Origin of the sequence: Chroococcidiopsis sp. CCALA 051 (assembly GCF_003015105.1) — a bacterium.
In the GTDB taxonomy this organism is placed as follows: Bacteria; Cyanobacteriota; Cyanobacteriia; order Cyanobacteriales; family Chroococcidiopsidaceae; genus Chroococcidiopsis; species Chroococcidiopsis thermalis.
The window spans coordinates 21,221-34,320 of the sequence record NZ_PYCI01000026.1; the positions used below are offsets into that span (position 1 = coordinate 21,221).

The window sequence follows — 13,100 nt, forward strand, 5'->3', positions numbered from 1 at the left end:
ATAACTGCTCGCTGTCACTGTATTACTCTGAAAATCTGTGTTTAAGTATCTTCCGCCTCTCAACGAGCATAACCTTCCTTATCCCGATACCATTCACCCAATCGTGGTGCATTTCGCGATCGCTATGGTGCTGTTTGCAGTATTTTGCGATCTCCTGGGGTATTTTACAAAAAATTCCAAATTGTATGAAGTCAGTTGGTGGAATCTGACCTTCGCAACAGTTTCGATCTTCATTGCAATTATTTTTGGACAAATTGAGGCAGGTCTGGCAGAACCTTATGCTGCATCTGTTTCAACGCTGAATGCTCATACAATTTTGGGCTGGTCGCTCTCAGGAATTCTAGCAGTCGTCACCGCATGGCGCTACGTGATCCGGTTGCAGGAAAGACCACAGCTACCCCTTCCTTATCTCGCAGCGAGCGTGCTGCTAGTTGGGCTAGTTTGTATTCAGACATACCTGGGCAGCTTACTCGTGTGGGTCTATGGCTTGCATACGATTCCTGTCGTAGAGGCAATCAGAGGAGGTATATTATGAATCCAGACTTGCTGGAACAGTGGGGTAGCTTGGGAGTTAATGGGTTGCCCTACCCAATTCCCATCCATCCCAATCTGGTGCATCTAACGCTAGGGTTATTCATTGTAGCGATCGCCTTTGACATTGTAGGGGTACTGTTTCCCGTAGAGAAAGCAGTTTTTAAGTTTCTAGCAATTCCCGTTACCCGCTCGGCGCTGTTTGATGTCGGTTGGTATAACCTTTTAGCATCGGCGATCGTGACCTTTTTTACGGTTATGGCTGGTGTGTTTGAAGTTGCTTTGGCTGTACCGCTAGCGGATGTCACCAGTGCCTGGGGGCTTCATGCCTTGGAAACGATGATTCTACACGGTGTAGGGGGGGTGATGATTTTGACCTTAATCGTGGGAATGACCGTTTGGCGCGGCTTTCAACGCTATCAGTGGCGCAAAGACATGGCAAGACAGGTACAGTGGAGTTATCTCGCTGCTGGTTTATTTGTTTTTGCTCTGATGTTTGTGCAGGGAACGCTGGGCGCACATCTGGGTGCTGAATTTGGCATTCACGTCACAGCGGATCAAATGCTGCACTTAGGCGAAAATCCCAATCAACTCTAGGGAAGGCAAAAGGCAAAAGGCAAAAGTCAAAACAGGAGTCAGGAATCAGAAGCTATAATTTTTCTCCCTTGTCTCCCTTGTCCCCCTTGTCCTTTCAGTTCCCGAGAGCATCATAAGCTCTCTTCTCCCTGCCTTCTCCTCTCAGTTCGCTGTTCTAACTATGGTGCGATCGCTGTCATGATGAAACTTCGTGCAATTCTAATAATGACGGTCTATGCCATCCTGGTCGCTATGACAAGCTTGTGGATGGCGAAGCAATCCTATTCTTGGTTTCCGCCAGAAGCAGCAGCAGAAGCAAAGTTGCTGGACGATCTATTCAGTCTCTTCACTGGATTAGGCACATTCATCTACTTAGGTGCGATCGGACCTTTCCTCTACTCGTTGGTTTTTCATCGAGCCAGTAAGTATGACATGAGCGATGGTCCCCCGATAGAAGGCAACACCTGGCTGGAAATTGTCTGGACGGCAGTACCATTAGTTTTGGTGTTAACGCTTTCCTTTGTGAGCTATCGGACTTACGAAAAAATGGCGGTGCGGGGTCCAATGGAACTGGTACACTTGCATATGCCTCAGATGATGCAGCCTGCTTACGCCGAACCCTTTGACAGCAAGCCTCAGCAGGAAATTCAGAATGCAGTAGAAACCGCTCCCATCGAGCAAATTGACGTGACCGCTAAGCAATGGGCATGGATTTTCCATTATCCAAAACAGGATATCACCAGCACTGAGTTACATTTACCTGTCGATCGCCGCGTGCGCTTTACGTTGCGATCGCAGGATGTGTTGCACGGCTTTTACATTCCGGCATTTCGCCTGAAGCAAGATGTCGTTCCTAACCACGAAATCGATTTTGAACTGACTCCTGTGAAAACTGGAACCTATCGCCTGCGCGATTCGATGTTTAGCGGGACTTACTTTGCCGCAAATCAAGCAGATGTCGTCGTTCAGCCATTCAACGAATATCAACAATGGCTTGCCGATGCTGCCGCTGGGTCGCCCACACCTGCCTTTAATCGGGCTGCTTTTGAGTACAGCCGAGCCAACGATCGCTCTGGGACAACGAAAGACAAGGTAGCCGTTCGCGGTTGGGACACTATCCCACCTGCATCGCCACCTGTAGTAAATTATGCCCCTAAGCACGAACCGAATAGTCCACCTGCCTGATGTAACCAAATAATTTGTAATTCGTAATTCATAATTCGCGATCGTGAGTTTCGCAATTTTAACTTTTGACTTTTAACTTGCTTAATAACTTATGACAAACATCTCGATCGAGGCTCCAGAAGCCGTGCGCGGACAGCCATACCCAGGCGCACCCGATAACTGGAAGCGATTCTTCACCTTCAGCACCGATCACAAGGTGATCGGCATTCAATACATCGTCACATCTTTTTTCTTTTTCCTAATTGGTGGCACGTTGTCGATGATTATGCGGGGCGAACTGATTACCCCCGATGCCGATCTGGTCGATCGCACTGTTTATAACGCGCTGTTCACAATGCATGGCTCGATCATGCTGTTTATGTGGACGTTCCCCGTTTTAGTGGGATTGGGAAATTATCTCGTGCCACTGATGATTGGAGCGCGAGATATGGCATTTCCTCGGCTCAATGCGGTTTCGTTTTGGATGGTTCCTGTAGTAGGCATTCTGATGCTAGCCAGTTTCCTAGTACCAGGAGGTCCATCGCAGTCGGGATGGTGGGCATATCCGCCTGTGAGTTTGCAAAACCCGACTGGCAATCTGCTGAACGGACAGGTGTTATGGATTTTGGCAGTGGCAATTTCGGGGGTATCTTCCATCATGGGTGGGGTGAATTTCGTCACTACCATCTTCAAAATGCGTGCGCCAGGAATGACTTGGTTTAGAACACCTGCCTTTGTCTGGTCGGTGCTGGCAGCACAGTTAATTCAACTGTATGGACTGCCTGCCCTAACTGGAGGGGCAATCATGCTATTGCTCGATCTCACGATCGGCACCAGTTTTTTTGCACCAGAGCGGGGCGGTAATCCCATCTTATACCAACACTTTTTCTGGTTTTACTCCCATCCGGCAGTCTATGTGATGATTCTGCCAGCATTTGGGATGTTTTCCGAAATTCTGCCCGTTCATGCCCGTAAGCCCTTATTCGGCTATCGGGTGATTGCGGCATCATCGATCTTAATTACGGTTGTCAGTGGTTTGGTGTGGGTGCATCACATGTTTGCCAGTGCCACACCTGGTTGGATGCGGATACTCTTCATGGTGACATCGATGCTGGTTGCCATTCCTTCTGGCATTAAAGTCTTTGGTTGGGTGGCAACGATTTGGGGTGGGAAGATTCGCTTCACCACGCCGATGCTGTTTGCGCTCGGTGGTATTAGTAATTGGTTATTTGCGGGAATTACCGGAATTTTTCTGGCTTCTGTGCCGATCGATATTCACGTCAACAACACTTATTTTGTGGTCGGACATTTCCATTACGTGCTGTATGGCGCGATCGTCATGGGCATTTATGCCGGAATCTATCACTGGTTTCCTAAAATGACCGGACGCATGTATTACGAAGGGCTGGGTAAACTGCACTTTGCCTTGACCTACCTGGGAACGGCGTTAACCTTCCTACCGATGCACCCTGCTGGATTGATGGGAATGCCCCGCCGTGTTGCATCCTACGACCTGGAATTTGCCTACTGGAATGTTATAGCAAGTATTGGCGGTTTTCTATTGGGGCTGTCTACGCTACCATTTATTCTCAACATGGTGAGTTCTTGGATTCGGGGCGAGAAAGTAGGCAACAATCCCTGGCGGGCATACGGTTTAGAGTGGCTTACTTCTTCACCACCAACCGTGGAAAACTTTGAAGAAACACCGCTTGTGGTTTCGGGTCCCTACGGCTACGGTAGGAACCAACCCTTGGTAGGGAACATTCCCAATCCAGGCTTGACTCAATTTCCTGAATCTCTGACGCAGCAGCAAACATCATGACAGCAGAAAGAGCGATCGCGCAAGATACTGAAGCTAACGTTCGACAGCACCAGGAGCATGACGCAGCAGGCAATAGTAAGTTTGGCTTTATCGTGTTTCTGCTGTCGGAAAGTGTCATTTTCCTGAGCTTCTTTACGGGTTACATTGTCTACAAAACCACTACCCTAGACTGGTATCCGCCTGGTGTAACTGGCTTGGAAACCAGAGATCCATTCATTAATACGCTCGTGCTGGTATCCAGTAGCTTTGTCATCTACGTGGCTGAGCGTTATTTACACGATCAAAAACTGTGGGGCTTTCGCCTATTTCTGTTAGCTACTATGGCGATGGGTAGCTATTTCCTCTTTGGGCAAGCTGTGGAATGGCGCAGTTTACCATTTAGCTACCAGTCGGGTTTGTTCGGTGGTACGTTCTTTTTATTAACTGGATTTCATGGCTTGCACGTTCTCACCGGAATTCTGCTACAAACATTAATGTTGGGGCGATCGTTTATCCCGGGTAACTACGACAACGGTTATTTTGGTGTTGAAGCAACGTCCTTATTTTGGCACTTTGTCGATGTCATTTGGATCGTGTTGTACACGCTCATTTACGTTTGGCAGTAGGAGAGCCCTATGATAATTGACGACCAATACTATGACGTAATTATTGTTGGTACGGGTGCAGGCGGCGGGACGCTGGCGCGAAAGCTGGCATCAACTGGTAAAAAGATCTTGCTGCTCGATCGCGGAGAACTGATCCATCGTGAAAGTTCGGAGTTGGTCGATACAGAAGTTTTTAAGAAAGAGCAATTTCACGCGCCAGAACCCTGGTACGACAACGCAGGAGAACCGTTTTATCCGCAAACATATTACGCCGTTGGTGGCAATACAAAAATCTGGAGTGGCGTTTTGCAGCGAATGCGCGAACGCGACTTTGAGCAAGTGCAGCATCAGGGTGGGGTTTCTCCGGCATGGGCATTGAAATATCAGGACTTTGAGCCTTACTACACCGAAGCCGAGAAGTTGTATCAAGTACACGGTAAAGTCGAAGATGACCCCACTGAGCCGCCCCATAGCCAAGCCTATCCTTTTGGGGAAGTTGCTCATGAGCCGATGGTGCAACATATTGGTGACACTCTTTCTCAGCAGGGGTTGCATCCCGTTCATTTGCCGCTAGGGTTGGGCAATCGCGGTAGAACCGATGCTGAAGACACCGGAGTTAGCCCCATCCTCAACAGCGAAAACGTGACGCTTAAAACCTCTGCTCAGGTTGTTTGTCTGCATACCAACCCATCAGGATCTCAGATTAAAGCAGTTGAAGCAAAAATTGGCGAACAGTCCTATTTATTTTTAGGCAATATTGTAGTGCTTGCCTGTGGTGCTGTGAACTCGGCGGCATTGCTGCTGCGGTCTGCCAACGAAAAACACCCTGATGGAATTGCAAATGGCTCCGGTCAGGTGGGGCGAAATTTGATGAAACAACTGCTGTCGGTTGTGGTGCAGTTAACCTCTACCGCTAATTCTGGGTCGTTTTCCCGCACGCTAGGGCTAAACGATTTTTATTGGGGAGATAAAGATTTTCCGTATCCGATGGGTCACGTACAAAACTCCGGTGGCATTTTTCAAGATGTCATTTTTGCCGAAGCACCACCAATTTTATCGGCATTATCTAGGCTGATGCCAAGTTTCGGCTTGCGACAGTTGGCAACTCATTCAATCGGTTGGTGGTTGAAAACAGAAGATTTGCCCGATCCCAACAATCGCGTTCGCTATGTGGGAGACAAACTGCGAATTGATTACACGGCGAATAATGTAGAAGCGCACGATCGCCTAGTATATCGTTGGGTTGATGTATTAAAAAGCGTCGAGCAGTCTCAGCCCAATGTCTTTAACCGCACGACCCATCCGCGCAGCGATATGCCCGTACAAGTTGTAGCTCATCAGTGCGGCACTTGTCGGTTTGGGGAAGATCCGGCAACATCGGTATTGGATCTAAACTGTCGCAGCCACGAAGTGCAAAATCTCTATGTCGTAGACAGCAGTTTTTTCCCTTCTCACGCCAGTGTTAGTCCTGGCTTGACTGTCATTGCAAATGCTTTGCGGGTTGGCGATCGCTTAATCGAGCAGTTGAAGTAAGGCGTTGCTGAATGAAAAATATAGCCTTTTTCAATTCGATGAAATACAAGATCTGTAGGGGCGCACAGCTGTGCGCCCCTACGAATGTATCGCATCATAACGAGAATCGCTATAAAGCAGTTGAGGCTAATCTCTTAGCAAAGTATTAGCCTTAATTGATTAACATCGCGATGATTTTGATAAACCACTGACCTAATTTTTTTTCAACACCACCACAGGACAATGAGCATAACGAATCACTCGTTCTGCTACCGAACCGAGAAAAAATCGACTCAAGCCAGTTTTGCCATGCGATGGAATCACAATTAAATCGGCATTAATCTCCTTAGCATAGTCGAGAATCTCCGAACTGGGGTCGCCAACAGCAACGCCAATATGAACTCCTTCAAACTCCGAAGCTTTAAATCGTTTGTTCAAAGTCTCTTTTACGTGCTGCTGGCGCGAGCGATCGTCTAAAGTATTCCACATCGCCCCAGGTTCAGCTGGATGCAGGTGAGACAGAACGTGCAGAACATACAAATGACTTGCATCCTTCACAAATTCTCGCGCTGGAGATAGTGCCGCAAAAGACTCTTCTGAAAAATCGATCGGAACTAAAACTCGGTCTTTCTGTAACCAACTCATGATTTTAAATTGGTAATTGGTCATTGGTCATTGGTAGTTGCTCCCTGCTCGATCGCTCCCTAATAACTGCTCACTTAAACACGGGCATCTTTCCAGTTTGGAGGCGCTGCATGTAATCTTGTAAATCGGCGGCAACTTTGTTTGACAAGAGGAAGCAGCCCAAGATGTTAGGGAAAGCCATTGACAAAATCATCATGTCGCTGAATTCTAAGACTGCACCGAGGTTGACGACAGCGCCGACAAACACGAAGAAAACAAACAGTGCCTTGTAAACTAAAGTGGTGCGATCGCCAAACAAGTATTCCCAACTGCGTTCGCCGTAGTAACTCCAAGAAATCATCGTGGAGAAAGCAAACAGAAAGATGGCGATCGCTAGTACGATTGGAAACCAGCTAATCGCAGAAGCAAAAGCTTCATTTGTGAGTTGCGCCCCGTCTGCTTTGGTGTCGGTGTAAACACCTGTAATCACCACTACCAAAGCTGTCATGTTACAAATCACGACAGTATCGATGAAAGGTTCGAGTAATGCCACAATCCCTTCGCGGATCGGTTCTTCGGTACGGGCGGCGGAATGGGCGATCGCTGCTGAACCGACTCCTGCTTCATTCGAGAAAGAGGCACGGCGAAATCCTTGCACCAATACCCCAATAAATCCTCCGGCGATCGCTTGTGGGAAAAAGGCTTCTCGGAGAATTGTGCCAACTGCACTGGGAATCTGAGGTATGTTCGTCAAAATAATGAATAAAGAGGCGAGGATGTAGATCAAGCACATTGCTGGAACCAGTTTCTCAGCCACCGAACCAATCCGCTTGATGCCACCAATAATCACTAAAGCAACTAATACAGCCATGACTAAACCGTAGAGCCAGTTTCGCCCCTGCAAAAAGGGTATGACTCCCGATACCGCAGCAAAGGACTGGTTTGCCTGGAACATATTGCCACCACCGAAAGACCCACCAATGCAAAACACAGCAAATAGTGGTGCTAGCACTTTACCCAAAGGACGCAGTCCCAGTTCGCCCAAGCCACGCGATAGGTAGTACATCGCCCCGCCGGAAACGCTACCATCCGGCTTGACAATACGATACTTCTGTCCCAAAGTACACTCAACGAACTTACTGGACATCCCTAACAACCCTGCGACAGTCATCCAAAACATTGCCCCAGGACCGCCTAACTGAATGGCGATCGCTACTCCAGCAATATTTCCTAAGCCTACTGTTGCCGATAGTGCCGCTGATAGCGCTTGAAAATGAGTGACTTCTCCTGCTTCTGCTGGATTATCGTAATGTCCTTGCACGACAGAAATCGCGTGACCGAAAGCACGGAAGTTGATGAAACTCATGCGGATTGTAAAAAATACCGCACCAATAATCAACCACAGGACGATAAACGGCATTCCGCCAATGCTAAAGAACAGAATTTGAGACAGCGCTGCTACTAGATAGGAAAAGATAGCATCAATTGCCCCTAAGATTCCTGTCGGCTTACCGTCAGCAGCGTAAGCCGTGCTAGGTATGGCTAGTAACGCTAAACAAAGCCAAGGATATTTTCTCAGCCAATTTAAAAGCTTATGGTGATTCATTAGCGTTTCTTAATTGTGAGTGTTAGCAAAAAATCCTTAATTTTAAGAAAATATAACTTTAGGTCGCAATTAAACTGTTCTTAAGACACAATTTTTTAGCATTTATCAAAAATAAGCTGTAGTATATACTTCCAAAGATAGATATATTGCGATGTTTGGGAATTAGTCACTGGTAGTTGGTAACTGGTAGTCAAGCGTTAGAATTACTTAAGTACTTGACTGATAGATCGCTCTGACTATTCACTCGTACGGGCGGGTTTCACCGCAGAATTTCCAGTCCTAGACTCGGTATTCTCAACATTAAACCCGCCCCTACAACTTACGACTCACTTTTAATATGCCAACAGCTTTGATTACTGGTGCTTCTGCGGGAATTGGTGCTATTTTTGCCCATGAGTTAGCTTCTCGACAAATGGATTTAGTTTTAGTAGCTCGTTCCGCTGACAAATTGCAACAGCTGGCAGCTCAGTTACAAGCACAATATCAAATTCAAGTCTACGTTCTCGTCCACGACCTAACTGTACCAGAAACAGCTACAGCTATCTACAATACGGTAACGGAAAAGGGATTAGAGCTCGATCTATTAATCAATAACGCTGGCTTTGGAGATTATGGCGATTTTGCCGAACGAGATGGCGATCGCCAAGTCAGAATGGTACAGTTGAATGTTTTAGCGTTGGTAGACTTGACTCACAAATTTTTACCAGGAATGCGCCAGCGTCGATCTGGAGGTATTATCAATCTTGCTTCTACTGCTGCATTCCAACCGATACCTTACTTTTCTGTTTATGCAGCCAGTAAAGCTTTTGTCCTCAGTTTTAGCGAGGCATTGTGGGCAGAAAATCGCAAGTATGGGGTACGGATTTTAGCTGTTTGTCCTGGTCCCACTGAAACGAAATTTTTCCAAGAGGCTGATTTTCCCACAACTTTTTCAGAGACGATCGCTAAAAGTTATATTTCACCTCAGCAAGTTGTCAAAGAATCACTTCAAGCTTTAGAAAAAAACCGTTCTTCGATCGTTCCGGGACTGACAAATAAAATTAGTGCTAATGCTTATCGATTTTTACCGCGCCAAGCTTTAGTCAGTTTAGTTGGAAAAGTGTTTAAGCTTAGTTGAGTTTTTGTTGTCAGGGAACAGGGAACACTTAATTCCGAATACCCGACTACTCGAATTATCAATAATCTATTGCCAACTACCAACTACCCATTATCAATTACCGATTACATATACCGCGTTAATTGGATGCGATAGCGCTCTTTTTTCGTGACGGCGACTTCTCCCACTTCTAATCGTCCTTTGCCGCGAATAGCGATTAAATCTCCAGTTTTGACTTGAGTGCTGGATTGGCTCATTTCTTTCCAGTTAACGCGCACGTCTCCACCTTCGATCAAATCTACCATTTTGCTGCGGGACATCCCAAACCCAGCAGAGGCGATCGCATCTAATCGTAAAGAGGCTTCTACTGTTGTTAATTCCTTTTTTTTCGGTTCTTTAATTCTTAATTCGCTCAGCTCGATCTGCTGAATTTTGACGGGAACGGAACGCACTTGCTTTAAATTCATTGCTAAGAATTCTACTAATTCTGGTACAACAATTGCTTGCGCTCCCCGTTCTCCCAACACAATAATATCGCCAGTTTTGTCCCGTACAATTCCCGTGCCTAGCATCGCCCCTAAAAAGTCGCGATGGGTAGCAGTATCAAATAGAAAGTTCCCGGCAATATCTATTGCTGCTACTGTCACTTGGGATGAATCGAGAGGGACTTCCGCACGAGCGATCGCTAATCGTTGCCGTTCTGCTTGAGGATAACCGCCCCAAGCTACTAATTGTACGTCAGTCAAACGACTAAAAATTTGCTGACTCTCAGCTAACTCTGGGGGCGATAAAAAATCAGTGAGTACCACTTCCCAAGTTTTGATTGCTTGCTCTGCTAGATCGATAACACGAACGATAGCTTCTCGATTTTCTACACCTTTTAATAAGTCTTCTCTCGGCAACATCTTAATTTTCTAACCTTTAGTTGGCTATATATGTTCTATATTGTTTGACACTTATTGTTATCTGCATAAAATCCAACTGCTGTCATTTCTTTTATTTTTGGTACATGTGTTAGCAGCATAGACTTTGCGAGAGGCTAAAACTCGATCGTGTTTCGATCTCCAGCCCGTTTTCCTATGCAGATATCCTAACACTAGTCATCTGTTACCAACATTGCATTTGCTCCTTACCTTCACGAACAGCACAGCTCCACTCTTTTCGCCCAGATAGTTCTATGTTATATTTTACACAAATATTTCTTGCGTAAAGAATAGATGTCAACAGCAAAAAACTCAATTCTATTCTGTATCTAGAGATACTTTTATCGCAAGATAAAGAATATGATAATTGGACTGTTTGCAGTATAAAATATTTCTCAAGTCTTTCTAAGATTAAGTAATTATGGCGTTAGTGTTCTTCAGCGATCGCCATCTGGGTGTAGCTCATCGCGTCTAAAGATGCAGACCTTGAAGCGGCGAGCATCATTGGACATGGACTGATTATCGATCTTCTGGGTGCTATACCAGTTCTAAATGATTTGTAAAGTAGGCTTCTACCCTGCTCCACGTTCATGAATCAAATAGGATTGCTATAGCACTCAGAAGTGAGTTGAGTTTGTCTTGATTTTCTTACAATTCTACTAAATCAAAAAGATGAAAAGAATACTATTTTACGATGATGGCTCCGGCTTTGGCGGTCATAGTATTTCTGCTATAGATGCGGTTAAATACTTACTAGAAAATACCAACCTCAAGGTTGGATTTATGTTTTATCAAGGAAATCAAAGACTTTACGATCGCTTAACTTTACTAGTGCGAGAATTTAAGTACCTCGAACTTTATCCAATAGAGTTCAAAGCAGCAAGATTTAGAAACTTAGGAGCATTATTATCGTTTCCCGTAGTTGCTAAAATTGCTCAAACTATTTCTATTATCAAACCCGATGTAGTCATTGTCGTTCAAGGCACGATCGAACTTAGTTCCCTCGGTTTGCTAGCAGCGAAAAAAGCTAACCTTAAAGCAATTAGCTTTATCCCGCTAACACAATCTTTATCGTTAATGCAGGGCAAACTCTCTAAATTAAGAGATTTCATTAATTTGCATTTTTACAAATTGCCAGATGCATTTATTACGACTAGCGCTCAGGCTAAATATAACTTAGTTCAGCAGGGAGTTAAATCAAAAATTTCTGTAGTATATTACGGTCCCGACTTAAGAGTATGGCATCGACAGGAGCGAAACATATCTCGGCAAAAATACGGCATAGATAACAGCGATTATGTAGTGGCTCTAGTTGCTAGAATTGAACTCAAACACAAAGGACATGACTTTCTCATTACCTCAATGGCGAAATATGCCAGTAAGCTAGAAAATATCAAATTACTAGTCGTAGGTGATGGCTCAGATGAAGAGAAGTTACAAAAACTCATTCAAACTTCTGGTTTAAGCGAAAGAGTCAAAATTATTCCTTGGGGAAATGACTTATCATATATCTACTCTGCCATAGACATGCTCGTCATTCCCTCTCGACTAGAAGGATTACCATTAGTCATGTTAGAAGCAATGTACTATGGTTTGCCAATAGTTGCTTCTAGCATAGACGGAATGTTAGAAATTTTACCTCAAGAATGGTTATTTCAATTTGGTGACAGTGAAGCTGCTATTGAGACTTTACTCCGAGTTAAAAATAGCGACAATACAGAGTATTTGTTAAATCATAAAAAACGAATTATGACAGAATTCAATCTCGACGAATTTGGCAAAAACTTCTACAAAACTCTTTGTGAAGCACAGATAGATACCAAGGATTAAAAAACCACAGTAGAGACGTTACATGTAACGTCTCTACACTGAAAACTGAATATCAGCCAGTCGTTTCAGCATAGCCTTGGATATTTTCTGGTTCAAATCGACGTAGTACGCTCGTTGCTTGTCGAAGTGTGCCATCCGTGCCTTTAACAACAATTAAATACTTACCTGCATTGAGACGGTTGCGGTACGGCAAAGCATCGCCACTACCAAACACCAAACCAGCACCACCACCAGCAAATAGGCTACCCATACCACCAGCCACAGCACCTAGTAAACCACCAATGACATGATTGCCGATTTCACCCGCCCAAGCAAAGGTATCTAGACCAGACAGCACGCTGAAAGCAACTCCAGAGGCAAAACCAAACGGTACGAGCCAGAAAGCCATCAGTTTTGCTTGTTTAGCAGCTTGCTCGTTGGGATCGATCAAGCCAAACTCATCTGCACTTTTGTATCCTCTACCAAGAATAGTAATGCGATCGGTAGGTATACCTTCTTTTTCTAAAGCTACAGAAGCTGCTTCTGCTTGAATGCGATCGGGTAACACGGCGATAAGGTAATTCATGAGAGTGGGGGACAAGGGGAACAAGGGGGACAAGGAGGACAAGGAGGACAAGGAAGACAAGGAGGACAAGGCGAATTTAGAATAAATTTCTTCCCTGCTCCCTACTCCCTACTCCCTGCTCCCTGTTAACTGTTAAAATATCGTACTGCGGCAGCGAATTACCGAAAGCACAACTTAACCTAACTAAAGGCAACCCTTGAGCTGAGAGTAACGCGCTACTGGAATCACCCCTGGTCTTGTGTATCGCTGCTGTCGCTCAAAGCGAGT

12 protein-coding genes are annotated in these 13,100 nt (G+C 45.4%); 8 read left to right on the plus strand and 4 right to left on the minus strand.

From position 1 onward, the window contains the following. Positions 1-37 precede the first annotated feature (37 nt). The 6 genes from C7Y66_RS08680 to C7Y66_RS08705 all read left to right on the plus strand — a co-directional run bounded on the left by C7Y66_RS08680 (position 38) and on the right by C7Y66_RS08705 (position 6,210). A complete protein-coding gene (locus C7Y66_RS08680; protein ID WP_015152928.1) occupies positions 38-535 on the plus strand; it encodes a DUF2231 domain-containing protein in 498 nt (165 codons plus the stop codon). Beyond that, positions 532-1,128, plus strand: a complete 597-nt coding sequence (locus C7Y66_RS08685) for a DUF2231 domain-containing protein (protein WP_015152927.1) — start codon at positions 532-534, stop codon at positions 1,126-1,128. The genes C7Y66_RS08680 and C7Y66_RS08685 overlap by 4 nt, the downstream gene beginning before the upstream one ends. A gap of 177 nt (positions 1,129-1,305) precedes the next feature. Continuing rightward, the gene (locus C7Y66_RS08690; protein WP_106545262.1) at positions 1,306-2,292 is read left to right on the plus strand and encodes a cytochrome c oxidase subunit II; all 987 of its coding nucleotides are present in this window, start codon (positions 1,306-1,308) and stop codon (positions 2,290-2,292) included. Positions 2,293-2,383: 91 nt separating this feature from the next. After that, entirely contained in the window at positions 2,384-4,093 is a 1,710-nt protein-coding gene (gene ctaD, locus C7Y66_RS08695; protein WP_106545263.1) for a cytochrome c oxidase subunit I, read from the plus strand. Then, a complete protein-coding gene (locus C7Y66_RS08700) occupies positions 4,090-4,698 on the plus strand; it encodes a heme-copper oxidase subunit III (RefSeq protein WP_015152924.1) in 609 nt (202 codons plus the stop codon). The genes ctaD and C7Y66_RS08700 overlap by 4 nt, the downstream gene beginning before the upstream one ends. Before the next feature lie 9 nt (positions 4,699-4,707). Next, positions 4,708-6,210 carry a GMC oxidoreductase gene (locus tag C7Y66_RS08705; RefSeq protein WP_106545264.1) on the plus strand — a complete coding sequence of 501 codons (1,503 nt, stop codon included), beginning with the start codon at positions 4,708-4,710 and terminating at the stop codon, positions 6,208-6,210. A gap of 192 nt (positions 6,211-6,402) precedes the next feature. Here C7Y66_RS08705 and C7Y66_RS08710 read toward each other — a convergent pair whose 3' ends face one another. Both C7Y66_RS08710 and C7Y66_RS08715 read right to left on the minus strand, forming a co-directional pair. Further along, a complete protein-coding gene (locus tag C7Y66_RS08710) occupies positions 6,403-6,834 on the minus strand; it encodes a universal stress protein (protein WP_015152922.1) in 432 nt (143 codons plus the stop codon). Between the two features lie 70 nt (positions 6,835-6,904). Then, positions 6,905-8,419: a sodium:alanine symporter family protein gene (locus tag C7Y66_RS08715; protein ID WP_106545265.1), complete on the minus strand. Its 1,515-nt coding sequence runs from the start codon at positions 8,417-8,419 to the stop codon at positions 6,905-6,907. A 337-nt stretch (positions 8,420-8,756) separates the two neighbouring features. On the opposite strand from C7Y66_RS08715, the gene C7Y66_RS08720 reads away from it, so the two are divergent. Then, positions 8,757-9,536 carry an SDR family oxidoreductase gene (locus tag C7Y66_RS08720; RefSeq protein ID WP_106545266.1) on the plus strand — a complete coding sequence of 260 codons (780 nt, stop codon included), beginning with the start codon at positions 8,757-8,759 and terminating at the stop codon, positions 9,534-9,536. Positions 9,537-9,640: 104 nt separating this feature from the next. Here C7Y66_RS08720 and C7Y66_RS08725 read toward each other — a convergent pair whose 3' ends face one another. Next, a complete protein-coding gene (locus C7Y66_RS08725) occupies positions 9,641-10,420 on the minus strand; it encodes a photosystem II S4 domain protein (protein WP_106545267.1) in 780 nt (259 codons plus the stop codon). A 690-nt stretch (positions 10,421-11,110) separates the two neighbouring features. Between C7Y66_RS08725 and C7Y66_RS08730 the strand changes: the two genes are divergently transcribed. Next, the gene (locus C7Y66_RS08730; RefSeq protein WP_106545268.1) at positions 11,111-12,268 is read left to right on the plus strand and encodes a glycosyltransferase; all 1,158 of its coding nucleotides are present in this window, start codon (positions 11,111-11,113) and stop codon (positions 12,266-12,268) included. Between the two features lie 52 nt (positions 12,269-12,320). Here C7Y66_RS08730 and C7Y66_RS08735 read toward each other — a convergent pair whose 3' ends face one another. Continuing rightward, entirely contained in the window at positions 12,321-12,833 is a 513-nt protein-coding gene (locus C7Y66_RS08735; RefSeq protein WP_106545269.1) for a hypothetical protein, read from the minus strand. Positions 12,834-13,100 lie beyond the last annotated feature (267 nt).